The following is a 26260-nucleotide window of genomic DNA, read 5'->3' on the forward strand; positions in this document are numbered from 1 at the left end:
AACATGGCAGAATTACTCTTATATGATGATTGGATAGATTTTCATCTCATAGGCGTAAATTCTAGTTTTAACACTTCTACACAATTTATTTTCCATCTCAACTCTACTTTTGATACGCGTTTTGAGCGTATTCAGGATTTGGATATTTGGTTAGATGAGCATACTTATTTTTTCGAAACCTATCAATGGTTAGACGAAGCAAATAAAATAGATTATCATATCATTAAAAATATTCCAAATCAATCCGATTTTAAAAAAAATGAAGTAGATTTATCCAATCTTTTCAAAGAGAGCGTTATTCTTGTGCCAAATTACAAGGATTGCAACTATGTAGTAAAAATCTCTGGTTGGGAAGATGAACTACAATATCTTCAACTACCATTTGTAGAAAAAGATTTTATAAGAACGATCAAAAAAATAGATATCGATTTGATTAGCAATGCAGATCAATTGGTTTTCTAACAAAATATTGTGCATAAAAAAAGGGAAAAATTATGATTTACGATAGACAATATCTTAAAAAGACAAAAATTGTCGCGACTTTAGGTCCGGCAACCGATAGTCCAGAGATTTTATTAGAAATGATGAGAAAAGGAACAGATGTGTTCCGTATCAACTTTTCGCACGCAGACTATGCGGATGTGAAACGTAAGATTGAAACAATTCATCAATTAAATAACGATCATGGCTACAATACAGCAATTTTAGCGGATTTACAAGGACCTAAGTTGCGTATTGGAAAAATGGAACACGAAGATTTCGTAATCAATCCAGGAGATATTTTAACTTTCACAAACGAGGATGTTGTAGGAACGAAAGAAAAAGTTTTTATGACGTACAAAAAGTTTGCGCAAGATGTGCAAGTGGGAGAAAATATTTTGATTGATGACGGAAAATTAATCTTCAAAGTAATCGAGACAAACGGAACAGATACTGTAAAAGCAGAAACGATTCAAGGAGGTCCATTACGTTCTAAAAAAGGAGTTAACTTACCAAATACCAATATTTCTTTACCTGCTCTAACAGAAAAAGATAAAGAAGATGCAAAATTCGCAATCGAAAATCGTGTCGATTGGTTTGCATTATCTTTTGTACGTTCTGGACAAGATGTAAAAGATTTATCAGAATTTATCAAAGAACATGGAACAGTAAAAATTCCAATTATCTCTAAAATTGAAAAACCTGAAGCATTAGAAAATATCGATGATATTTTAGAATTTTCGGATGGATTAATGGTTGCTCGTGGAGATTTAGGTGTTGAGGTTCCGTTTGAAATCGTTCCAAAAGCGCAAAAACAATTAATTGACAAAGCGAAATTAGCGCGTAAGCCAGTTATTGTTGCAACACAAATGATGGAAACAATGATTTCGAGTTTAACACCAACTCGTGCTGAGGTTTCTGACGTTGCAAATGCAGTTTTTGATGGTGCGGATGCGGTAATGTTATCTGGAGAAACTTCTGTAGGGCAATATCCTGTACAAGTTATCGAGAAAATGACGAAGATTCTTCAAACAGTCGAAGATGATGAGCACGTACATGTACCAGAACACAAACCAAAGATCAAAAACGAACGTTTTGTAACCGATATGGTTTGTTATAATGCAGCTAGAATGGCAGAAGATACAGGAGCGAAAGCAATTGCCACTTTAACATATTCTGGTTATACCGCTTTCCAAATTTCTTCTCATCGTCCAAATTCATTTATTTTGGTTTTCAATCCAAGTAAACGTATTAACCGTATGTTGAATTTGTTATGGGGTGTAAAAGCAATTAATTACGATCCTCGCGATACTTCTACCGATCAAACGGTTACTGAGGTCAATATCTTAGCGAAAAATGAGGGTTATGTAGAATATGGTGATTATATCATCAATCTGAATGCAATGCCAGCATTTGAGAAAGGAATTACCAATACACTACGTATTTCGATGATTTAATAAAATCAATACTAATACTTTAAAGCGTTCAATTTTGAACGCTTTTTTTGTGTTTAAAAGAAAAATCATAATAGCATGCTATGATATAGTAGTTTTTAATATCTTTACGAGTTCGAATTAGAAGAATTTATGTGTATTTATAATGTGATCTTATCTGGTGGTGTTGGGAGTAGACTTTGGCCACTTTCACGAAAAAGTCATCCAAAACAATATTTACCTCTGTTTAATGGGCAATCTTTATTTGAGTTAACGATTCAACGTAACCGTCCAATTGCTGATAAATTAATGGTGATTGGGAATAAAGATAATGACCATTTAAGTCAAGAAGTACTTGATAAAATGAATGTTGAATACACGAAAATTGTAGAAGCTGTTCCACGTAATACTGCAGCGGCAATTGCATTTGCAGCTTTAGCAGTTGAGGATGATGATATTCTAATTGTGACACCATCTGATCATTTGATCGAAGATATGGAAGCGTATCAAGTTGCAATGAAAAAAGCGATTGCGTTAGCCGAAAAAGATTATATCGTCACATTTGGAGTGCATCCAACACGACCAGAAACAGGGTATGGCTATATCGAACACAAAGAAGACACTGTGTTATCGTTTCGCGAAAAACCAAATCATATTACGGCGCAAGATTTTATCGAGCAAGGGAATTTTTTGTGGAACAGTGGAATGTTTTGTTTCAAAGCACGTGTTTTATTGAAAGAACTAAAGAAATTTGAGAAAGAAATTTACGAAGCTTCAAAAATTGCTTGGGCAGAAAATATAAACGGAGAATTGAACGAAGAACTTTCAATGAATATTCCATCAAATAGTATCGATTATGCTGTAATGGAACGAAGCAAGAAGATAAAAGTAGTTCCAGCAAAATTTGTTTGGAATGATTTAGGTTCTTTCGAATCCTTGTATGATTATTTTGTGATGAACGGACATTATGTCGATCGTAATGGAAACATGGTGATTGGAACAGATGTTTATACTTCTTTTGTCGGTTTGCAAAACACTATTTTTGTGAATACCCCAACCGCGAATTTAATTCTACAAAAAGAATATTCGCAGGAAGTAAAGAATGTTTATACGCATTTAGAAAAAAGAAATTCTGAATTAATTTAAATACCTAGCACTCGATTTGAGTGCTTTTTTTATGTCATAAAAGCTTACAATTAATTCAATATAAATCCCTAAATTTGTCGCTCCAACAATAGTATTATAAAATGACAACGGGAATTACATTCGGTATATTTGACTTGCTTCATGCAGGTCATGTGATGATGCTCGAAGAAGCCAAAAGACAATGCGACTACTTAATTGTAGGGCTTAATACAGATCCTGCAAGTGTAGATCCTTCAAAAAATAGTCCTACGCAATCCGTCGTAGAGCGCTATATTCAATTAGAAGGTTGTCGATATGTCGACGAAATTATTCCCTACGAAACCGAACAAGATTTGTTTGATATGTTAAGTGCTTTACCAATAAATGTTAGAGTTATTGGCGAAGAATATCGAAATATCGACTTTACGGGAAAACAATATTGTTTAGATAATAATATTCAAATTTACTACAATAAGCGTACACACCGCTTCTCTAGTTCTGGATTAAGAAAAGTAGTTGCGACTTCTGAAAAGGAGAAATAATGAAAACAGTATTAATAACTGGTGTAGCTGGTTTTATAGGTTACCATTTAGCTGAAAAATTAATCGAAAAAAATATCAAAGTTGTTGGAATTGATAATATTAACGATTATTACACTGTTCAGTTAAAATATGATCGATTAAAAGAATTAGGAATCAATCAAGAATTTGCTTCAAATTTTGATCAGAAAGTTCTTTCTTCTAAATACGAAGAAAAGATGATTTTCTATCGAATGAATTTAGAAGATAAAGAGTCATTGGCTCAAATTTTTAAAGAATATTCGTTTGATGCGGTTGTTAATATGGCAGCTCAGGCTGGTGTTCGTTATAGTATCGAAAATCCTGATGCCTATGGACAAAGTAATTTGGTCGGTTTTCTAAATATTTTAGAATGTTGCCGAAATTATAACGTCAAAAAATTATTGTACGCAAGTAGTTCAAGTATTTACGGAAACTCTTCAGATGTTCCTTTTTCAACAAATCAAAATGTTGATCATCCTATTAGTTTATACGCTGCAACCAAAAAAGCAAACGAGCTAATGGCGCATGCGTATAGCCATTTGTACGATTTCCAAACGATAGGTTTGCGCTTTTTCACTGTTTATGGACCTTGGGGACGACCAGATATGGCAATGTTTTTGTTTACAGATGCTATATTGAATCATCAACCTTTAAAAGTTTTTAATCACGGCGATTTATCACGCGATTTCACATATATTGATGATATTATTCAAGGAATTGAAAAAATTCTTGAAGATAAAAATACAAACGAAAAATACCAATTATACAATATTGGGAATAGTAAACCTGTTCAATTAATGGATTTTATCAAAGAAGTTGAGCTTTCGACAGGTGAAAAAGCTATTTTAGAAATGTATCCGATGCAAGCAGGAGATGTCAATCAAACATGGGCAGATGTCCAAGATTTGAAAGATAAATTTGGTTATAATCCTAATTATCCTGTTGACAAAGGAGTGTATAACTTTGTACAATGGTACAGAAAATATTATAATAAATGAATCAACAACATAAAATAGCAGTTATCGGTTTAGGTTACGTAGGTTTACCTTTGGCTCGATTATTTGCAACAAAATACCCTGTTGTCGGGTTTGATATTAATCAGCAACGTATTGCTGAATTAAATAATGGAGTAGATTCAACTTTAGAAGTTGAGAATAATGTTTTACAAAATGTTTTATCAACACAAAATCCTTTTATTCAAGTAGAAAATGGATTGTTTTGTTCATCAGATATGACGGATATTGAAGATGCGACAATTTATGTGGTAACCGTTCCTACGCCAGTGGACAAAAATAATCGACCAGACTTGACTCCTTTGAAAAAAGCTTCGGAAACGGTAGGTAAAGTGTTGAAACCACATGATATTGTTATTTACGAATCAACGGTTTATCCTGGTGTAACTGAGGAAGAATGTATTCCAGTATTGGAACAATTTTCGGGATTGAAGTTTAACCAAGATTTTTATGCGGGATATTCACCAGAGCGAATTAATCCAGGAGATAAAAAACATACGGTTGAGAAAATTTTAAAAGTAACATCAGGTTCAACTCCAGAAATTGGAAAAATAGTTGATGATTTATATAAATCTGTAATTGTTGCTGGGACTCATTTGGCACCGACAATCAAGGTTGCAGAAGCTTCAAAAGTGATCGAAAATTCGCAGCGTGATATCAATATTGCATTTATCAATGAATTATCGAAGATTTTTTCGCTAATGGATATTGATACAAACGATGTTTTGGAAGCAGCTGGAACAAAATGGAATTTTTTACCATTCAAACCAGGTCTTGTTGGAGGACATTGTATCGGTGTTGATCCATTTTATTTGGCTCAAAAAGCACAAGAAATTGGATATTATTCTGAATTAATTTTAGCAGCAAGACGATTAAACGATTCAATGGGAGCGTTTGTAGCTTCTCAGGTTGTTAAATTGTTAATAAATAACGATATCAAAGTAAAGGGCGCAAAAATTCTAAATTTAGGAATTACCTTTAAAGAAAATTGCCCCGATATACGAAATTCAAAAGCAATTGATGTGATTCATGCTTTAGAAGAATATGGAATAGAGGTGACAACGTTAGACCCTTGGGCTAACCCAGATGAGGTAAACCATGAATACGGAATAACTTTTTGTAATACATTGGATCAGGTTTTCCAGTTCACCAGTTCACCAGTTCACCAATTCGACGCCATTATTCTAACAGTATCACACGACGAATTTTTAAATCTTCAGTTAACTGATTATTTAAAAGAAAATGGAGTGATTTATGATGTAAAAGGGGCTTTGCCTAAAGAAGAAGTTGATAAACGACTGTAATGAAAGCAACAGAAACGAAATTAAAGGGTTGTTTTATTATAGAACCTACAGTTTTTGAAGATTCGAGAGGATATTTCTTCGAATCATATAATGAAAACAAAATGGAAGAAATTTTGGGTTACAAACCAACTTTTGTTCAAGATAATCAGTCCAATTCATCTTATGGCGTTGTGCGTGGTTTACATATGCAAGCAGGTGAACATGCACAAGCAAAATTAGTTCGTGTGGTAGAAGGTGCTGTAATTGATGTTGCAGTTGATGTTCGTCCAGGTTCTGAAACCTATGGTCAATCAGTTGCAGTAGAATTATCTGCTGAGAATAAACGTCAATTGTTTATTCCTAGAGGATTTTTACATGGTTTTTCGGTGATTTCAGAAACAGCAACATTTTTCTATAAATGCGATAATAGGTACAACAAAGCATCAGAAAATGGAGTTAATCCTTTAGATCAAGAATTGAATATTGATTGGCATATTCCAACAGATAAAATGATTATTTCTGAAAAAGATCAAGAAGCACAATCGTTTGAAGAGTTTAAAGTTAAGGGGGTAACAAGTGAACAAGTGAAGAAGTGAAGAGGTGAAGAAGTGAAGGAGTGAAGAAGTGAAGAAGTGAAGGAGTGAAAAAGTTAACAAGTGAAGGAGTGAAGGAGTTAACAAGTGAACAAGTGAAGAAGTGAAGAGGTGAACAAGTGAAGGAGTGAAGAGGTTAATAAGTGAACAAGTGAAGGAGTTAACAAGTGAAGAAGTGAAGGAGTGAAGAGGTGAAGAGGATAACAAGTGAAGGAGTGAAGAAGTGAACAAGTTAAGGAGTGAACAAGTGAACAAGTGAAGGAGTGAACAAGTGAACACGTTTCCCAAAATCACATAAAATATAATAGATGAAGAGCCATAAGGATTTATTAGTATATCAGAAATCATTAGATCTGGTCACAAATATTTATTCTATTACAGATTGCTTCCCAAAAGAAGAGCAATTTGGTTTGACAAATCAATTAAGAAGAGCATCAGTATCTGTCCCTTCTAATATTGCGGAAGGAGCTGGAAGAAAAAGTAAAAAAGAATTTATTCATTTTTTGTACATCGCTTTAGGCTCATTGAATGAAATTGAAACACAATTAGAAATATCTAAAAGATTAAATTATATAAGTAATTTAGATGATTTTGATACACAATTTTTACACATCAAAAGAATGCTCTTAAAATTAATCGAATCATTGAAAAGGGATATTGAAGAAGGTTAACAAGTGAAGAAGTGAAGGAGTGAAGAGGTTAACAAGTGAAGGAGTTAACAAGTGAAGAAGTAAAGAGGTGAAGAGGTTAACAAGTGAAGGAGTTAACAAGTGAAGAAGTTAACAAGTGAAGAGGTGAAGGAGTGAACAAGTGAAGGAGTGAAGAAGTTAACAAGTGAAGGAGTTAACAAGTTAACAAGTGAAGAAGTTTACATGATCACACGTTTACAAGTTTACAAGTTCACAATTTGACAAGTGAAGGAGTGAAGGAGTGAAGAAGTGAAGAAGTGAAGGAGTGAACAAGTGAAGAAGTGAAGGAGTGAAGAAGTGAAAGAGTTAACAAGTGAAGAAGTTTACATGATCACACGTTTACAAGTTTACAAGTTCACAATTTGACAAGTGAAGAAGTAAACAAGTGAAGAAGTGAAGAAGTAAAGAAGTGAAGGAGTGAAGGAGCTAACAAGTTCACAGGTTCACACGTTTACAATTTGACAAGTTCACACGTTTACAAGTTCACCCTTTAACCATCTAACCATATAACCATATAACCATATAACCGTTTTAACAACAAAAAAAAACATGAAAGGAATAATATTAGCAGGAGGCTCAGGAACAAGATTACACCCTTTAACGTTGGCTGTAAGTAAGCAATTGATGCCGGTGTATGATAAACCCATGATTTATTACCCTTTGTCAACGTTGATGTTGGCAGGGATTAATGAGATTTTGATTATATCTACTCCTCATGATTTACCACATTTTGAAAAATTATTAGGTGACGGTTCTCAAATCGGATGTAAATTTTCGTACAAAGAACAACCAAGTCCTGATGGTTTGGCACAAGCATTTATTTTGGGAGAGAAATTTATTGGAGACGATAAAGTAGCCTTAATTCTTGGAGATAATATATTTTATGCTTCTGGAATGTCAAAACTTTTACAAGATACTGCAGATCCAAATGGTGGCGTAGTTTTTGCTTATCAAGTGAGCGATCCCGAACGATATGGAGTGGTTGAGTTTAATCAGAACAATGAAGTGGTTTCGATTGAAGAAAAACCAAAAGAACCAAAATCAAATTATGCAGTTCCTGGGTTGTATTTTTATGATAATGATGTAGTAGAAATTGCTAAAAATATAAAACCTTCTCCACGAGGAGAATTAGAAATTACCGATATTAATGCGGAATATTTAAAGAGGGGAAAATTGAAAGTTGGCGTTTTTGACCGTGGTACCGCATGGTTAGATACAGGTACTGTTAATTCGTTGATGCAAGCTGGGCAGTTTGTACAAGTGATTGAAGAACGTCAAGGAATGAAGATTGGTGCGATAGAAGAAGTAGCTTACCGTATGGGATACATTAACAAAGAACAATTAATCAAAATAGCCGAACCATTGAAAAAAAGTGGGTATGGTGAATATTTGATGAAAATTATAAAATAATATTTAATTAATATAGAATATAAATAATTATATAATGAATAAACCACATAAAATTGCGTTAATAGGATTAGGGTACGTAGGTTTACCTTTAGCTCGATTATTCGCAACAAAATATCCTGTTGTTGGATTTGATATTAATCAAAAACGTATTGAAGAATTAAACCAAGGAGCAGATTTAACATTAGAGGTTTCTGATGAAGTATTACAATCAGTTTTAGTTACTGAGAATCCAATTAATCAATTAAACGATTCAACAGTACAACCAACCCATGGTTTATACTGTTCAGCAAATTTAGACGATATCAAAGACGCCAATATCTATATAGTAACGGTTCCTACACCAGTAGACAAAAATAATCGCCCAGATTTAACGCCTTTATACAAATCATCTGAAACAGTTGGTAAGGTTTTATCAAAAGGAGATATTGTCATCTATGAATCAACGGTTTATCCAGGTGTAACAGAAGAAGAATGTATTCCTGTATTGGAAAAAGTCTCTGGATTGAAGTTTAATCAAGATTTCTTTGCAGGTTATTCACCAGAACGTATTAATCCAGGAGATAAAAAGCATACCGTTGAAAAAATATTAAAGGTCACTTCAGGGTCTACACCTGAGATTGGAGAAGTTGTTGACAATTTATACAAATCAGTGATTAAAGCAGGTACGCATTTAGCTCCAACGATTAAAATCGCGGAAGCTTCTAAAGTGATTGAAAATGCACAACGCGACATCAACATAGCATTTGTAAATGAATTGGCTAAAATATTCTCATTAATGGATATTGACACGCATGAAGTTTTAAAAGCTGCTGGTACAAAATGGAATTTCTTACCCTTCAAACCAGGTTTAGTTGGCGGGCATTGTATTGGAGTAGATCCATTTTATTTAGCTCAAAAAGCACAGGAGATCGGATATTATTCAGAATTAATTTTAGCTGCTCGTCGTCTGAATGATTCAATGGGACCATTCGTAGCTTCGCAAGTCGTTAAGTTGATGATCAATAAAGACATCAAGATTAAAGGTGCCAAAGTGTTAAACTTAGGAATAACATTTAAAGAAGATTGTCCCGATGTTCGCAATACAAAAGCGGTAGATGTTATAAATTCTTTAAATGAATATGGTATTGATGTTACAACTTACGATCCTTGGGCAAATCCTGCGGAAGTACAGCATGAATATGGTATTACTTCTTATAATTCGTTAGATGATGTTCACAACTTCACAGCTTCACAGCTTCACGCTTTTGATGCCATCATTCTTACAGTTGCTCACAAAGAATTTGCAGACTTAGATCTAAACCAATACCTAAAAGAAGGTGGAGTCATTTACGATGTGAAAGGGATTTTGGAACAAGCAGATAATCGCTTATAAGATTAATATGAAAATAGCAATAGTAGGAACAGGCTATGTAGGTTTATCAAATGCCATATTACTTGCCCAACATCACGAAGTGGTGGCCTTAGACATTGTACCAGAAAAGGTAGAAATGTTGAACAATAAACAATCTCCAATAGAGGACAAAGAAATTACAGCTTTTTTAACAACGAAAGAGTTAAATTTCAAAGCAACTTTAAACAAAGAGGAGGCGTATAAAAATGCTGATTTTGTTATCATTGCAACCCCTACAGATTATGATTCACAAACAAACTATTTCAATACCAAAAGTGTTGAAGGAGTACTGAAAGAAGTCATTCAGTATAATCCGACTGCAGTTGCAGTTGTTAAATCAACGGTACCAGTTGGGTTCACTAAAAAGATTAAAGAAGAATTAGGAACAACTAATGTCTTATTTTCACCTGAATTTCTGAGAGAAGGAAAAGCGTTGTATGATAATTTATACCCCTCTCGTATTATTGTAGGAGAGCAAAGCGAAAGAGCAGAGAAATTTGCCAATTTGTTAAAAGAAGGAGCAATCAAAGAAGATATCCCCGTGTTGTTTACAGATTCTACAGAAGCAGAGGCAATCAAGTTATTTTCAAACACTTATCTTGCTATGCGTGTATCTTATTTTAATGAATTGGACAGTTATGCCCAAACATTTGGTTTAGACAGCAAACAAATTATAGAAGGTGTTGGCTTAGACCCTCGTATTGGATCGCATTACAACAATCCCTCATTCGGATATGGCGGATATTGCTTGCCAAAAGACACCAAACAGTTATTAGCAAATTATGATCAAGTACCAAATAACCTGATACAAGCCATTGTTGATTCTAATCGCACTCGAAAAGATTTCATCGCTGATTCTATTTTAGCGAAAAACCCTAAAAAAGTTGGGGTTTATCGTTTGATTATGAAATCAGGGTCAGATAACTTCCGCGCTTCTGCTATACAAGGAATCATGAAACGTATCAAAGCAAAAGGAGTCGAAGTAGTGGTGTATGAACCAGTGTTGAAAGAAGAAACATTTTTTGGTTCTACGGTGATGAAAGATTTTACACAATTCAAGCAAGAATGCGATGTAATCATCTCGAATAGAAATGCGCCTGAATTGGCCGATGTACAAGAGAAAATTTATACACGCGATTTGTTTGGAAACGATTAAAAAGAACAAACTATACTATGAAAACAATATTAATTACAGGTGGAGCTGGTTTTATCGGTTCGCATGTTGTAAGAGAATTTGTCTTAAAATACCCAGAAACAAAAATTATCAATCTTGATGCGTTGACATATGCTGGGAATTTGGAGAATTTGAAAGATATCGAATCTTATCCAAATTACGAATTTGTAAAAGCGGACATTGTTGATGCAAAACATATTTTAGAAATTTTTGAACACTATCAACCCGATGGTGTTATTCATTTAGCTGCCGAATCGCATGTGGATCGTTCGATTACGAATCCATTAGAATTTGTGATGACCAATGTGATTGGAACAGTTAATTTATTGAATGCTGCAAAACATATTTGGAAAGATAATTTCGAGGGGAAACGTTTTCATCATGTTTCGACAGATGAGGTGTTTGGTGCTTTGGGAGACGAAGGGTTTTTTACAGAAGAAACTTCTTATGATCCGCATTCACCTTATTCGGCATCCAAAGCGTCTTCAGATCATTTTGTAAGAGCGTACCATGATACCTATGGATTACCAATTGTGATGACGAATTGTTCAAACAATTATGGGCCAAATCATTTTCCAGAAAAATTGATTCCATTGTGTATTCACAACATCTTAAACGGAAATCCACTTCCAATATACGGAGATGGAAAATATACGCGTGATTGGTTGTTTGTGATTGATCATGCGAAAGCGATTGATTTGGTTTTCCACGAAGGTAAAAATGGAGAATCTTACAATGTAGGAGGTTTCAATGAGTGGCAAAACATCGACTTGGTGAAAGAATTGTGTAAGCAAATGGATGAAAAATTAGGGAAAGAAGCAGGAACTTCGGAGCAATTAATCACCTTTGTAAAAGACCGTCCAGGACATGATTTACGTTATGCGATTGATGCAACAAAAATCAACGAAGAGTTAGGATGGAAACCAAGTGTGACATTTGAACAAGGCTTATCCAAAACAATTGACTGGTTTTTAGAGAACCAAGAATGGTTGGATAATGTAACCTCTGGCGATTACCAGAATTATTATAAAAAACAATATAATTAAAATGAAGGGGATAATATTAGCAGGAGGATCAGGAACACGACTTTATCCTTTAACCATATCTGTAAGTAAGCAGTTAATGGCAGTCTATGATAAACCGATGATTTACTATCCTTTATCAACTTTATTATTAGCAGGAATTAGAGATATATTAATCATTACAACTCCTCATGACTCTGAACCGTTTCAACGGTTATTAGGAGATGGAACTCAAATAGGATGTAATATACAATATGCAGTACAACCAAGTCCTGATGGATTAGCTCAAGCATTTATAATTGGGGAAGAATTCATTGGTGATGATTCTGTTGCACTTGTTTTAGGAGATAATATTTTCTATGGAACAGGCTTAGAGCAATTATTAGAAAGTAAAACATCCGTGAAAGGAGGTTGTGTATTTGCTTATCAAGTTTCAGATCCTGAAAGATATGGTGTTGTAGATTTTGATGAGAATCAAAAAGCAATTTCTATTGAAGAGAAACCTTTAGAGCCAAAATCAAACTATGCAGTTCCAGGATTGTATTTTTACGATAATCAAGTCGTAGAAATAGCCAAAAATTTAAAACCATCTCAACGTGGTGAACTTGAAATTACAGACGTTAACAAAGTTTACCTTCAAAATGGTCAATTAGAAGTTGGTATCATGGATAGAGGAACAGCTTGGTTAGATACTGGAACTTTCGAGTCTCTTCATGAAGCTTCTGAATTTGTTCGTGTGATAGAAAAGCGTCAAGGAGTAAGTGTTTCTTGTATTGAAGAAATAGCATATAAAAAAGGATTTATTAATAAATATCAATTGTTGGAAGCTGCTGAAAAATACGGAAAAAGTGGATATGGTACTTATTTAAAATCAATAATTGATGTCACTGGGTAAACAAACTATATTTGGATTATTTTGGACTTTTGGTCAACAATTTGGTCAACAAATAGTTTCATTTATAGTGCAAATAGTTTTAGCAAGAATTTTATTACCAGAAGATTTTGGTACTATAGCTTTATTCACTGTACTAATATCAGTTGCTAACTCATTAGTTGATTCTGGATTAACTAATTCTCTCATCAGATCAAATGATATTGATAATGAAGATTATTCAACTGTATTTTATTTTAATATTGTAGCTAGTTTAATTATTTACGGAATTATCTTTTGTATATCTCCTTATGTGGCAAACTTCTATAATATTAAGATATTAGATAATATTATAAAAGTTTTTAGTGTAGTTATTATAATTAATTCATTATATGCTGTTCAAAAAACAAAGTATACTAAAGAATTAAAATTTAAAAATCAATTTTTAATTGAACTTCCTTCATTAATAATTGCTGGTTTAATAGGAGTTTGTTTTGCAAAGTTAGGGTTCGGAATTTGGAGTTTAGTATTTATGGGGTTAATACAGTCCTTTTTACAATGCATTCAATATTGGTTTTTTTCTGATTTTCGCCCTACTAAGCATTTTGATAGGAAAAAATTTAATTATCATTTCAATTTTGGATATAAAATAACATTATCGGGAGTTATAAACTCTATTTTTGATAATATTTACCCTATAATAATAGGTAAATTATTTAGTGTTAACCAATTAGGTTATTATAATAGAGCAGATAGTTTAAAACAATTACCAATATCTAATATATCTAAAGCCTTAAATAAAGTTACATTTCCCTTATTTGCAAAATATCAAGATAATAATGAAACTCTTAAAGATTTTTATAAAAATTTATTGGGATCAGTTTTATTTGTTATTTGTCCTGTAATGTTATTAGCTATAATTAATAGTAAAGAATTAATAGAGATACTTTTAACTGAAAAATGGTTGCCAATTGTACCATATTTTAAGATTATGTGTTTAATAGGTATTCTATATCCACTTCATTCTTATAATTTAAATATTCTGCAAGTAAAAGGAAGAAGCGACTTATTTCTACGTTTAGAAGTAATTAAAAAGATACTTTTAATCGGAATTATTTTTCTATCATTTCAATATGGGATTATGGGATTATTATGGGGTAATTTAATTCATTCAATACTATGTTTTTTTATTAATACCTACTATTCAGGTAAATTTTTAAATTATGGGTCTTTTCAACAAATAGCAGATTTAAAATTTATCATCATAATAAATTTAATAGCATTTATATCAACCTATTTATTATTTGATAATTTTGTAATGAATGCTTATTTAAAAATAGCAAGTTCAAGTTGTATGTTTGTAATAATCTATCTTGGAATAAGCTATGTTTTTAAAATCGAACAAATTAAATATATTAATAAAATATACAAAAAAATAATATGATACCAGTTACAAAACCTTTTTTACCTCCCTATGAAGAATATGAAAAATATTTAAAAGGTGTATGGAAAAGACAATGGCTTACAAATATGGGACCTTTAGCATCTGACTTAGAAATTCGGTTAAAGGAGTTTTTAAAAGTTGATCATTTATTATTTGTAACGAACGGAACTGTTGCTTTACAAATGGCAATTAAAGCTTTGGATTTAAAAGGTGAGATTATTACAACGCCATTTTCTTTTGTAGCGACAACGAGTACAATTGTGTGGGAAAATTGTCAACCGGTTTTTGTAGATATTGATCCTTATACACTAACGATTGATGTAAATAAAATAGAAGCATCAATTACAGAACATACTTCTGCAATTTTAGCAACACATGTATATGGAAATCCATGCGATGTTTTAGCTATAGAAAAAATTGCAAAGAAGCATAACCTTAAAGTAATCTATGATGGTGCCCACGCGTTTGGAGTTGAAATAAATGGTATACCTATCTTTGATTATGGTGATATTACAACTTGCTCATTACATGCTACAAAATTGTACCATAGTGTAGAAGGAGGATTAATAGCTACTAAAGATTCATCTCTTTTAAAAAAATTGGCAAGTATTCGAAATTTTGGTATTTCTGGGCATGATAGTTTTTCAGAATTAGGAATTAATGGAAAAAACTCAGAATTTCATGCTGCGATGGGGTTAGTTAATTTAAATTATATCATGTCTATACACAATAAAAGAAAAGAATTATCAGAATATTATGATGAAAAGTTAAAAAACTTTAAAGCATACAAACCGTCTTGGTATAATGGAGCAAGCATAAACTATTCTTATTACCCAATTGTTTTAGAATCAGAAGAATTATTATTAAAAATAAAGACAGAATTAGATTTGAATGAGATCTTTACAAGAAGATATTTCTATCCCTCTTTAGCCAGTGCTCTTCCTTATTTAGAAACAGAAATATTACCTGTAACAGAAGATGTATCCAAACGTGTTTTATGCTTACCTCTTTATTATGATTTAACTCTTGAGGAAGTGGATTTAATCACACGTTTAATGTTAAGAGTTCAAAATAACTAAAATATGTTAATAGTAGGAGCAAAAGGTTTTGCTAAAGAAATTTTAGAAATTTGTCATCAATTGGATCAATTAGAAGATCTCTATTTTTTTGATAATATTTCAACAGATATAGAAGATAAACTTTTTTCGACGTTTCCAATTTTAAAATCTTTTGAAGAAGCTAAAAATTATTTTAAAAATGTAAAGCCACAGTTTACTATAGGAATTGGTAATCCTATTTTAAGGCTTAAGCTTACAGAACAATTTTTACAACTTGGAGGTGAATTGACATCTGTTATCAGTAATAAAGCTGATATCGGATCCTATGATGTAAATATAGGTGTGGGAGCAAATATATTAGATGGGGTTAAAATTTCTAATAGTGTTAACATAGGTAAAGGAGTATTGATTTATTATAATTCAATTATTACCCATGATTGTGAAATTGGTGAATATGTTGAAATATCACCTAATGCAACTATTTTAGGACGTGTAAAGATTGGTAGCTATACACATATTGGAGCAAATGCTACAATACTTCCTAATCTTGTTATAGGTGATAATGTTGTTGTAGGAGCTGGTGCTGTTGTCACAAAAGATATACCAGATAACTGTATTGTAAAAGGAATACCTGCAAAATAAAATGATAAAATAATGAATGTTTTACATATTATAGATGACCAAAAGTTTATAAGTATTTGTCAAGATACTTTTAATATAGACGGCTTAAATAATACTTATATAAAAAGTTCTGAAATATCTGTAGATTATCTAAAACAGAATAATATTCAGATTATTTTTGTACATTTTTTAAGGATTCCAGAGATTAATTTTTTCTCTAATAATAATATTTCAATACCCAAGGTGTGGATGTTTTGGGGAGCTGATGGGTTTAGTTTACCGCTATTTTATAATAATTTTTTAGATAAGCAAACCCAAAAATCAAGACAGATTATTGAAAAAAAACAAGGATTAAAAAGACTTTTTGTACATAATGTAAAAATTTTATTTAAAGATTTTATTAATAAGATAACTACTACAAAAACTGTAAGAGTAATAAATTCTTTTGATTATATAGTCCCGATTGTCCCAGGTGATTATTATTTATTAAAAGAAAAATACAGTATAGTACCACCAATGTTTCATTTTAATTATGTAACAAAATTATTTAAAAATGATAATATTGAAAAAAATCGACAAAATATAATTTTAGGAAATTCTGCTACTTACTCAAATAATCATATATCGATTATCAATAATTTAAAAAATATAGACATTGGTAAAAGAAAAGTTTATATCCCTTTAAATTATGGAAATAAATTTTATACTGAATATATTTTGAATTATATAAAAGATGATAATCGATTTATTCCAATGACAGAATTCTTAAAACTAGAAGATTATAACAAAATAATTAATTCTTGTGAAATAATGATTATGAACCATGAAAGGCAGCAAGCGCTAGGTAATGTTATTCTTGGGTTAATGTCAGGTAATAAAATTTACTTAAACAATAAGTCAACATTATATACTTATTTAATCGAGTGTGGATTTAAAGTATTCGATGTTAATAATTTTAATATAAATATAGCCATGAGTAAAGAAATTATTGATAAGAATATTGCATTAGCCGAATACTATTTTGGAAAAGAATTACAAACGAATAAAATCAAAGAACTTTTATTATAATATTATGCGAAATATCGGTTTTAATTATTTGTTCTACACTCTTTTTTTTATTGGCTTTTGTTTACCAACAAATTCAAATTTTTACATCCCTTTGCCAGGGGTTTTACTTAAATTTAATGAGTTAGCTTTAGTTTTATTGCCAATTGTTAATGAGTTTTGCACTAGTAAATATTCATTTAAAATAAGAAATAAAAATTTAAGATTAAAATGTATATTATTAATTATAACAATCTTTATTTCAGAATTAATTTTTAAAAAAATAGTTTTTAATCAAAATATTGGTGATAGCATAAAATCAATAAGATTAGGGTTATCAATGATAACAACAATATATTTTATTTTCAGAGGAATAAATGTTGATGTCAAAAAATTATTTAATGTTTTTATTTGGACAATGTTGACTTCATATTTTTTGACTTTTATATCTATGTTTGTTTCTTTACCAATTTATTATAATCTTGATAGTACTGAAGATTCAATCTCTGGTTTTGGAGGTAGAATTATTAATTCTAATTTTACTTTTGGATTAATTGGTCTTTATTTAATTTTTAATAAAAAAGGAAGTTGGTTTAATTCTTCTAAAATTCATAGGATTACGTATATATTGAGTGTTCTAATTATGATATTATCATTTAATAGAACTTTATTGGCTGCAAGTAGTTTAATGTTGTTAATAATTTTATATAAACAATTTAATATAAAGTCAATATTAACCATACTATTTTGCGTAATTTCATTAATAAGTGTTATATCTTATTTGTATAATTCAAATGATAGCATTAAAAGACAATTAGATAAAAGAATTATAAATGTGGTTTTTGAAAATAAGTCTTTATCTGAAGAGGTAATTGAAAATAACCGTGATCAAATATATGAAGGAATAATATTAAAAATTACAGAAGGTAATTGGATGATAGGGATGGATTTTAAAGATAGTATATTTTCTATATATAATAATAATAATCTTTTATATTTAGCAAAAAAAACAGATATAAGTTTTATAAATGTATTATTACGGTATGGTTTTGTTCCGCTGTTATTATATGGGTCTATTATTATAACTATTTTTAAGAAAAATTATTTCTATAGGTTGGTCTTAATCTTCTATATTATTTGTTCATTAAATATAGATTTATTAATGAATCAAAATTCTATATTTTTTATAGGATTGTTTATAGCGTTTGAAAATTTAGAAAAAGTTTTCAATATGAAATATACTAAATGAATAAATAATGCATAGAATATTAGTCTTAACTTCTATTTTACCAATAGAAAAATTATCTCATAAAAAAGATGAGAACGATATATTATTAATTACAGAACAAAAAATTAAAGAATATCATAAAGACATAACTTTCGAATATGTTTATGTGCAAACCTATGCCAACGATTTTCTAGGATTATTTTCAAAACGATGGAAAGAATTTGCTTCAATTTGTAAATTAGATAAAATTACATTAAAAGATAAAATTGTAACTATATTTCCGATTATTCAAATACCAAAAAAAATCTCATTTAGAAATATATTATATCGTTTCTCTATATTTCAAAATAAAGAAAGATTAGATAAATTGATTAAAGAATTTAATCCAACGATTATACATGCTCAAAATGCTGATGAATCTGCTTATTTGGCAAAATATATTAAAGAAAAGTATGATATACCCTATATTATAACAGTACGAGGACTCAATCGCGGTATTGATAATATTATTCATAATAATTTAATTAATGCAAAAAGTTTAATTGCTATTTCTCCTACTCAAATAAAACAATTAAACAAAGTTGAGAAAAATGTAAATTTGATACCTCATGCTGTTGAGGATAAATTCTTTATAAAAAATATTAAAAACAATGATTCAAGTAAAATTAAATTAGTTATTATAGCTAGGTTGATAAAATTAAAGAATATAGATATTATAATTAATGTTTTAGTCAATTTTAAAAATTTTGAATTACATATTATAGGTGATGGACCAGAGAAGGAGAGTTTAAGTAAACTAGTAACAACTTTAGATATTGTACACCAAGTATTTTTTTTAGGAAGAAAATCTCATGATGAGATTTTAAATCTTTTACCTAATTATGATTTATTTGTAATGCCAAGTTTTCCAGAAACTTTAGGACGTGTGTACTTTGAAGTAATGGCTTCAAGTATTCCTATTGTTGCTGCGAAACATACAGGTATTGATGGTATTATTACTAATGGGAAGGAAGGTTTTCTTATTGATCATAAATCAACACAACAGCTAGCAAATTGTTTTTCAAAAATAGAAACAAATCCAGGATTATTATTAGACATGAGTAGGAATGCAAGAGAATTAGCAAAAAAATATAGATGGAATGAAACAGTTAAAAAATATTATAACATTTATACTGCTTAATATTATAACATTATTTGTTTATAAAGTAAGTGCTCAAAATTATTTCAATAAATACAATGATTTGGTATATAAATCATCCGAAAGAAATAGTTGGAACTCTATTATAGAAATTTCAAGAAAAGGAAATTCATTAGATTTTATTATTTTAAGTTTAAATATTGACAATAGAAATCAATTATATTGTGCTTTTAATGATACCAAATATTTAGAAGAAAATAGGTTGATAATTAGCAATATCATCAATGCCGGAGTAAAAGATGCGAAAGATAATTTAACTTGGATTACACGATCAAAAGATAAAGGTACTAATGGTAAACAAATACAACTTTATGAAGGGTATTTGATCAGGTATTTAGCTGAATTTTGTTACATTGCAGATCAGGCTAATCTTGATTATAAGAAGGAGTTGGATTTAGTTAAAAATATTTTTTTTAAATGGTATAATTCTTCTATTAATAAATATGGCGATAATACAGGTATGATTACTGGGAGACTTCACATGGGAAGCCATTGGAGCATTGCAGCTCAATATTTATTAAAATTAGATAAAAATATTACTAATCAAAATATTTATTCTCAACTAATTAATCAATACGACAAGCTTGTTCGTTTGAATCTTAAAAAAGTAGACAATTATTATAATTGGAATTCTACTTTTGATAACCTTGTAGGTAATATGGCTAAGAATAAAACAATTGAAAATCAGGATGTAGCACATGCGAATCATGTTGTACTATACATTATTACAGCATATAATTTAAAGAATAATTCTTTTTGGAAAAAATCAGATATTACAAGATTAGTAAATACAGTTAAATACAGCATTTATAACAAAAAAGATCATTATTTCTATGATCAAGTCAATCAAAAAAAATCCAATAGTTTAGAATTACAGAATACAGGGATAAGACAAAGTGATGGTTGGATGAAATTAATGCAATATGACAAATCTTTATATTCAATTTATGAAGATTTTTATACATACAATTCTAAAATAACGTATAAATCAATATACAACTCACAGTTTTATGTCCAAATGTTGATAAATAGACAATCATGATTCTGCATATAACAAATGACTATTCAGGTTCTACGGTTTACAAAAATTTAGTTGGTGAACTTGATAATCTTAATTTAGGACAAATTGTTTACAATCCAATTAGAGAAGCAAGTCGTATTGGGAAAAATAAAATAGATTTTAAAAATAAAAAATCTAAAATATTTTACAGTAAAATTTTAAATAAATACACCGATCGTATTTTATATAAAAAGAAGATAAATAAAATTGTAAAAGACATAGAGTCAAAAGTTGATTTAACAAAAATCACTTACATCCATGCGCATACCTGGTACAGTGATGGTGGTGCAGCATATATTTTATCACAAAAATATAACATACCATATATTGTAGCAATAAGAAATACAGATCTAAATTTATTTTTTAAGTATTTTATTCACGAACGAAATTTCGGTAAAAGAATATTAAAAAATGCACAAAAAATCATCACAATATCAGAAGTATACAAGAAACGTGTTTTAGAGTCCGATAAATTGACATCTCTAAAAAGTAGTTTACTTGATAAGGTAATGGTAATCCCAAATGGGGTAGATTCTTTTTGGATTGAAAATAATACTTCGAATAAAAATAATACTATCTCAAATGATGTTAATGCACTTTATATAGGAAAATTTGATAAAGGGAAGAATGTACTAAATTTGGTAAAAGCGGTAAAGAATATCAATCATAAAGGAAAACATAAAGTTCATTTAACTTTAGTTGGAGGAGGAGGATCTGATCATTTACAAATACTTGAAAATATTAAGGAATGTAATCTAATTTCTTTTACAGGAAAAATTACTGATAAACGAAAATTATTAGATATATATAGAAGTAATCAATTGTTTACAATGCCATCAAAAGCAGAAACATTTGGTTTAGTTTATGTAGAGGCAATGCTACAATGTTTACCAATTTTATATACTTCAAATGAAGGTATAGATGGTTTTTATGAAGAAAATATAGGAGAAAAAATAGAAAGCTTAGATGAAATTGAAATAGAAAATAAGATACTAAAATTAATAACTTGTTTTTCAGCATATCATATTCCTACAGAAAAATTAATAGTTAATCACGATTGGAAATTGATTGCAAAAAAATATAAAGAATTATATAACGCATAAGATGAATATTTTATACATACATCAATATTTTATAACACCAGATAAACCAGGTGGCACACGATCGTATTGGATTGCTCAAGAACTTATAAAAAATGGACATAAAGTCACGATGATTACAGCAGACCCCAAAGCAACCATGAAAAGAAAAGAAGTTATGGTTGATGGAATTAATGTAATCTATTTAAAAGAAGCTTACACACAAGATATGTCTATCATAGCAAGATTAAAAGCATTTTTAGGTTTTGTGTGGAAAAGTATAAATGAAGCTAAAAAACAAAAAAATATTGACTTAGTTATTGCAACTTCTACTCCTCTCACAGTTGGTATCACAGCTTTATATATGAAATGGCTGAAAAAAATACCTTATATTTTTGAAGTACGTGATTTATGGCCAGAAGTTCCTATACAAATGGGTGCTTTTAAAAATCCATTAATTGTAAAATCTACGCGTTGGTTTGAAAAAACCATCTATAAAAATGCGATACACGTTATCGCCTTGTCGCCAGGTATGCAAGACGGTGTGATAAAATATATTTCTAGAGATAAAACTACTATGATTTCTAATATGTCTAAAATAGATGAATTTTGGTCAAGAGAAAAGAATATAGATTTTGAAAAAGAATTAAAACTAAAGCCTTATAGTTTTAAAATAATACATTTTGGCTCTTTAGGTTTCGCTAACGGAGCAGAAACTATTATAGAATCTGCAAAATTAATGAAAGATATTGACGATGTCGAATTTCTATTCATTGGTGGTGGTTCAACTGAAGGTATTTTAATTGCAGAATGCCAGAAATATGGTTTGAAAAATGTTAAATTCTTAGGTAGATTTCCAATGAAAGAAACTTCTGAAATTGTAAATTTCTCTGATGTGTCAATAGTAAGTTTCAAAGACTTACCTATTCTATATACGAATTCACCCAACAAATTATTTGATTCGCTATCTGCCGGAAAACCAATTATAGTAAATTCAGCAGGTTGGACAAAGGATATGGTTGAAAAATATAATTGTGGTTATTATGTTAAGCCGAATAAACCCCAAGAATTAGTAGATAAAATATTATTCCTTAAAAATCACCCTGAAATAGTGAAAGAAATGGGACAAAAGTCAAGAAATTTAGCAGAAACAGTTTACGACAAGTCCATTTTAACGAAACAGTTTGTAGAAACAGTAGAAAATTCGTTTAAAAATATTTAGTTATGTATAAAAATTATATAAAACGTTTTTTTGATTTTGTCATTGCCTTTGTTGGATTGATTATTTTGTCGCCACTATTTATCGTTGTAACAATCGGTTTGTATATTGCAAATGATGGCAAACCTTTTTTCTTTCAGGCTCGACCAGGACTGAATGAAAAGATTTTTAAAATCATTAAGTTCAAAACAATGAATGATAAAAAAGATGCACAAGGAAATCTTTTGCCAGACGCCGAGCGTTTAACACCCATTGGAGCATTTGTACGTAAAACATCGTTGGATGAAATTCCTCAATTAATTAATGTATTGAAAGGGGATATGGCGATTATAGGTCCACGTCCACTTTTACCACAATATTTACCTTTGTATAACGAAAAACAAAAACGTAGACATAATGTAAGACCAGGGATTACAGGATGGGCACAAGTCAATGGACGAAATGCTATCTCTTGGACGAAAAAATTTGAGTTGGATGTAGAGTATGTAGATAATTTATCTTTTATGATGGATGTAAAAGTGTTTTTTATGACTTTCAAAAAAGTGTTTAAATCGGAGGGGATATCTCAAGTGGGGCAGGCAACTGCGGAAGCGTTTAATGGTAAAAATTAAAAAAATAATATGAAAAAAATTGCAATTTTTGGTGCTGGCGGTTTTGGTCGAGAAGTGAAGACTATAATTGATAAGATTAACATTGTCAATCCCAATACATACGATTTTATAGGGTTTTATGATGATGGTAAAGAAAAAGACTCTATTGTGAATGGATATCCTGTTTTAGGAGGAATTGAAGAGTTGAACGAAGTAAATGAAGAGTTGTGTTTGGTAATTTCCATTGGTGACCCAAAAATTAAACAAATTATATTAAATAAAATTACTAATCCTAATATTCACTATCCTTCTATTGTGCATCCTAATGCTTCAATATCTAAAGATGATGTGAAGATAGGAAAAGGTTGTATTATTTGTGAAGGAAATATTATTACTTGTAATATAGTCATAGGAGACTTTGTTATTTTAAATTTAATGTGTACAGTAGGGCATGATACTATAATTGATGATTATTGTGCGTTCATGCCTTCGGTCAATATTTCAGGAGAAGTACATATTCATAAAGGAGTTTATGTAGGAACTGGAGCTAAAATTATCAATTTATTAGAAATTGGAGAAAATACAATTCTAGGAGCAGGAGCAGTTGTTTCCAAATCATTACCAGCTAACTGTACAGCAGTTGGGATACCTGCAAAACCAATTAAATTTCATTGATAAATTATTTTTTGCTGAAAAATGAAAATAGATATTTATGGAGCAAAAGGTCATGCAAAAGTTATTGTTGAATTATTAGAAGAAATTGAATATAAGATTAAAAATATATATGATGACGATTTTTCTATAATATCACTTTTCAATTATTCAGTAATTCACGAATTTACAATGAGTTCTAATTTAATAATTTCGATTGGAGATAATGAAATTAGAAAGAGACTAGTTGATAAATTAAATGTAGATAATTATCCTACTCTTATTCATCCTAAAACAGCTATATCTAAGCGAGCAAAAATAGGAGAGGGAACGGTTGTAATGGCTGGCGTTTCAGTGAATTCAGAAGTCAATATAGGAAAACATTGTATCATTAATACCAATGCCTCTATCGACCACGAATGTATAATTAGTGATTATGTGCATATTTCGCCTAACGTTTCTTTAGCAGGAAATGTTGAGGTAGGAGAAGGGACACATATTGGGATTGGGGCTTCTATTATTCAAGGTATAAAGATTGGTAAATGGTGTACTATTGGTGCAGGAGCAGTTATCATAAAAGATATTCCAGATGGAGCCACAGTTGTAGGAAATCCAGGAAAAATTATTAAAATTAAAGATATTTCAAATTTATAATTAACTAAATTTGTACAACAAAAACAACTATAAAAATGGCTGAAAAAATATGGTTATCATCTCCACATATGGGTGGAAATGAATTAAAATATATTCACGAAGCATTCGATGCAAACTGGGTAGCGCCTTTAGGACCAAATGTTAATGGTTTTGAAGCAGATTTAGAAAAATTCTTAAATGCAGATGTTAAAGTAGCTGCTTTATCTGCTGGTACAGCGGCAATTCATTTAGCATTAATAGAATGTGGAGTTGGCTACGGAGATGAGGTTCTTTGCCAATCAATGACATTCTCAGCAACTGCAAATCCAATTGCTTATCAAGGCGCAACACCTGTTTTTGTAGATTCTGAAAAAGATACATGGAATCTTTGTCCAATTGCATTAGAAGAGGCTATTAAAGATCGTATTGCAAAAGGAAAAACACCAAAAGCGATTTTAGCGGTTCATTTGTATGGAATGCCTTACAAGGTTGACGAAGTACATGCTGTTGCAGAAAAATATAACATTCCTGTGATAGAAGATGCTGCAGAAGCATTGGGTTCTACGTTCAAAGGTAAAGCTTGTGGTACGTTTGGTCGTTTCGGAGCCTTATCGTTTAACGGGAATAAAATTATTACAACTTCTGGTGGTGGAGCATTAGTTTGTCAAACACAAGAAGATAAAGATAAAGCAGTCTTTTTAGCAACGCAAGCACGTGATAACGCACCACATTATCAACATTCGCATATTGGATACAATTACCGTATGAGTAATATTACAGCAGGTATCGGTCGTGGACAAATGGAAGTTTTAGCGGATAGAGTAGCAGCTCGTCGTGCAATGAACAAATTCTATCAAGAGTTATTTTCTGATATTGATGGCGTAACTGTTTTTGTTGAACCAAGTTCTGATTATTTCTCTAACCATTGGTTATCTGCGATTTTAATAGATCCAAAAGTAGCAGGGAAAACACGCGAAGAGTTGCGTTTAGCTTTCTTAGAAGATGATATCGAATCTCGTCCATTATGGAAACCAATGCACATGCAACCTGTATTTGCAGATGCACCTTATTATGGAGGAACAGTAGCAGAAGAATTATTCGAAAATGGATTATGTTTACCTTCTGGTTCTAATTTGACAGATGCAGAACGTGAACGAATTACAGCTAAAGTAAAAGAAGTTTTTGGAAAATAATTCTCGAAAATAAGATATCAAACAAATCCTCTCAAGTTTTCTTAGGAGGATTTTTTTATTAAATATGAAATAAATTTCTTATTAAAAAGTGTATTTGAAATAGAAAAAGGATATAGATATAGGCATTAAATCTCTCACGTTAAGAAAATGTTTGAATGTAACGTTAAAAAGGTTTTAGCCCGTAGGGTTTTTAAAATCT

The 26260-nt window shown here is 30.6% G+C and carries 26 protein-coding genes; all 26 read left to right on the forward strand.

The genetic code is table 11. The features are described from left to right. The first annotated feature begins 3 nt into the window (after positions 1–3). The 26 genes from N5D46_RS06070 to N5D46_RS06195 all read left to right on the forward strand — a co-directional run bounded on the left by N5D46_RS06070 (position 4) and on the right by N5D46_RS06195 (position 26061). Positions 4–462 carry an IPExxxVDY family protein gene (locus tag N5D46_RS06070; RefSeq protein WP_280049462.1) on the forward strand — a complete coding sequence of 153 codons (459 nt, stop codon included), beginning with the start codon at positions 4–6 and terminating at the stop codon, positions 460–462. 32 nt (positions 463–494) lie between these two features. Continuing rightward, entirely contained in the window at positions 495–1937 is a 1443-nt protein-coding gene (gene pyk / locus N5D46_RS06075; protein WP_280049463.1) for a pyruvate kinase, read from the forward strand. Between the two features lie 129 nt (positions 1938–2066). Beyond that, positions 2067–3059, forward strand: a complete 993-nt coding sequence (locus tag N5D46_RS06080) for a mannose-1-phosphate guanylyltransferase (protein WP_280049464.1) — start codon at positions 2067–2069, stop codon at positions 3057–3059. Positions 3060–3160: 101 nt separating this feature from the next. Next, positions 3161–3580 carry an adenylyltransferase/cytidyltransferase family protein gene (locus tag N5D46_RS06085; RefSeq protein WP_280049465.1) on the forward strand — a complete coding sequence of 140 codons (420 nt, stop codon included), beginning with the start codon at positions 3161–3163 and terminating at the stop codon, positions 3578–3580. Continuing rightward, the gene (locus N5D46_RS06090) at positions 3580–4596 is read left to right on the forward strand and encodes an NAD-dependent epimerase/dehydratase family protein (protein ID WP_280049466.1); all 1017 of its coding nucleotides are present in this window, start codon (positions 3580–3582) and stop codon (positions 4594–4596) included. Before N5D46_RS06085 ends, N5D46_RS06090 begins: the two co-directional genes overlap by 1 nt. Continuing rightward, the gene (locus N5D46_RS06095; protein WP_280049467.1) at positions 4593–5915 is read left to right on the forward strand and encodes a nucleotide sugar dehydrogenase; all 1323 of its coding nucleotides are present in this window, start codon (positions 4593–4595) and stop codon (positions 5913–5915) included. Before N5D46_RS06090 ends, N5D46_RS06095 begins: the two co-directional genes overlap by 4 nt. Continuing rightward, positions 5915–6490 carry a dTDP-4-dehydrorhamnose 3,5-epimerase gene (gene rfbC, locus N5D46_RS06100; RefSeq protein WP_280049468.1) on the forward strand — a complete coding sequence of 192 codons (576 nt, stop codon included), beginning with the start codon at positions 5915–5917 and terminating at the stop codon, positions 6488–6490. The genes N5D46_RS06095 and rfbC overlap by 1 nt, the downstream gene beginning before the upstream one ends. Before the next feature lie 305 nt (positions 6491–6795). Further along, complete coding sequence (locus N5D46_RS06105) at positions 6796–7158, forward strand: four helix bundle protein (RefSeq protein ID WP_038335987.1); 363 nt, start codon at positions 6796–6798, stop codon at positions 7156–7158. Positions 7159–7725: 567 nt separating this feature from the next. Continuing rightward, positions 7726–8586: a glucose-1-phosphate thymidylyltransferase RfbA gene (gene rfbA / locus N5D46_RS06110; RefSeq protein ID WP_280049469.1), complete on the forward strand. Its 861-nt coding sequence runs from the start codon at positions 7726–7728 to the stop codon at positions 8584–8586. A 34-nt stretch (positions 8587–8620) separates the two neighbouring features. Then, entirely contained in the window at positions 8621–9958 is a 1338-nt protein-coding gene (locus tag N5D46_RS06115; protein WP_280049470.1) for a nucleotide sugar dehydrogenase, read from the forward strand. A gap of 7 nt (positions 9959–9965) precedes the next feature. After that, complete coding sequence (locus N5D46_RS06120) at positions 9966–11132, forward strand: nucleotide sugar dehydrogenase (protein ID WP_280049471.1); 1167 nt, start codon at positions 9966–9968, stop codon at positions 11130–11132. A gap of 17 nt (positions 11133–11149) precedes the next feature. Beyond that, complete coding sequence (gene rfbB / locus N5D46_RS06125) at positions 11150–12196, forward strand: dTDP-glucose 4,6-dehydratase (RefSeq protein ID WP_280049472.1); 1047 nt, start codon at positions 11150–11152, stop codon at positions 12194–12196. Between the two features lies 1 nt (position 12197). Further along, positions 12198–13067 carry a glucose-1-phosphate thymidylyltransferase RfbA gene (rfbA, locus tag N5D46_RS06130; protein WP_280049473.1) on the forward strand — a complete coding sequence of 290 codons (870 nt, stop codon included), beginning with the start codon at positions 12198–12200 and terminating at the stop codon, positions 13065–13067. Then, positions 13054–14487 (forward strand): lipopolysaccharide biosynthesis protein, encoded by a 1434-nt coding sequence (locus N5D46_RS06135; protein WP_280049474.1) that lies wholly within the window; start codon positions 13054–13056, stop codon positions 14485–14487. Before rfbA (N5D46_RS06130) ends, N5D46_RS06135 begins: the two co-directional genes overlap by 14 nt. Beyond that, positions 14484–15566, forward strand: coding sequence for a DegT/DnrJ/EryC1/StrS family aminotransferase (locus tag N5D46_RS06140; RefSeq protein ID WP_280049475.1), 1083 nt, complete (start codon positions 14484–14486; stop codon positions 15564–15566). The genes N5D46_RS06135 and N5D46_RS06140 overlap by 4 nt, the downstream gene beginning before the upstream one ends. A 3-nt stretch (positions 15567–15569) precedes the next feature. After that, entirely contained in the window at positions 15570–16187 is a 618-nt protein-coding gene (locus N5D46_RS06145; RefSeq protein ID WP_280049476.1) for a NeuD/PglB/VioB family sugar acetyltransferase, read from the forward strand. 12 nt (positions 16188–16199) lie between these two features. After that, positions 16200–17234 (forward strand): TDP-N-acetylfucosamine:lipid II N-acetylfucosaminyltransferase, encoded by a 1035-nt coding sequence (locus N5D46_RS06150; RefSeq protein ID WP_280049477.1) that lies wholly within the window; start codon positions 16200–16202, stop codon positions 17232–17234. A gap of 4 nt (positions 17235–17238) precedes the next feature. Continuing rightward, the gene (locus N5D46_RS06155; RefSeq protein WP_280049478.1) at positions 17239–18459 is read left to right on the forward strand and encodes a hypothetical protein; all 1221 of its coding nucleotides are present in this window, start codon (positions 17239–17241) and stop codon (positions 18457–18459) included. 7 nt (positions 18460–18466) lie between these two features. Further along, positions 18467–19618, forward strand: a complete 1152-nt coding sequence (locus N5D46_RS06160) for a glycosyltransferase (protein WP_280049479.1) — start codon at positions 18467–18469, stop codon at positions 19616–19618. Next, positions 19578–20678: a hypothetical protein gene (locus N5D46_RS06165; RefSeq protein WP_280049480.1), complete on the forward strand. Its 1101-nt coding sequence runs from the start codon at positions 19578–19580 to the stop codon at positions 20676–20678. The genes N5D46_RS06160 and N5D46_RS06165 overlap by 41 nt, the downstream gene beginning before the upstream one ends. Continuing rightward, the gene (locus tag N5D46_RS06170) at positions 20675–21799 is read left to right on the forward strand and encodes a glycosyltransferase family 4 protein (protein ID WP_280049481.1); all 1125 of its coding nucleotides are present in this window, start codon (positions 20675–20677) and stop codon (positions 21797–21799) included. Before N5D46_RS06165 ends, N5D46_RS06170 begins: the two co-directional genes overlap by 4 nt. 1 nt (position 21800) lies before the next feature. Then, on the forward strand, positions 21801–22997 hold the full coding sequence (locus tag N5D46_RS06175) for a glycosyltransferase family 4 protein (protein ID WP_280049482.1): 1197 nt from the start codon (positions 21801–21803) through the stop codon (positions 22995–22997). A 2-nt stretch (positions 22998–22999) separates the two neighbouring features. Further along, complete coding sequence (locus N5D46_RS06180; RefSeq protein ID WP_280049483.1) at positions 23000–23605, forward strand: sugar transferase; 606 nt, start codon at positions 23000–23002, stop codon at positions 23603–23605. Positions 23606–23614: 9 nt separating this feature from the next. After that, the gene (locus N5D46_RS06185) at positions 23615–24259 is read left to right on the forward strand and encodes an acetyltransferase (protein WP_280049484.1); all 645 of its coding nucleotides are present in this window, start codon (positions 23615–23617) and stop codon (positions 24257–24259) included. Between the two features lie 27 nt (positions 24260–24286). Next, a complete protein-coding gene (locus N5D46_RS06190; protein ID WP_280049497.1) occupies positions 24287–24889 on the forward strand; it encodes an acetyltransferase in 603 nt (200 codons plus the stop codon). 35 nt (positions 24890–24924) lie between these two features. Beyond that, on the forward strand, positions 24925–26061 hold the full coding sequence (locus N5D46_RS06195; protein ID WP_280049485.1) for an aminotransferase class I/II-fold pyridoxal phosphate-dependent enzyme: 1137 nt from the start codon (positions 24925–24927) through the stop codon (positions 26059–26061). Positions 26062–26260: the final 199 nt, after the last annotated feature.

This window comes from Empedobacter sp. GD03865 (assembly GCF_029840775.1).
GTDB classification, from domain to species: Bacteria; Bacteroidota; Bacteroidia; order Flavobacteriales; family Weeksellaceae; genus Empedobacter; species Empedobacter falsenii_B.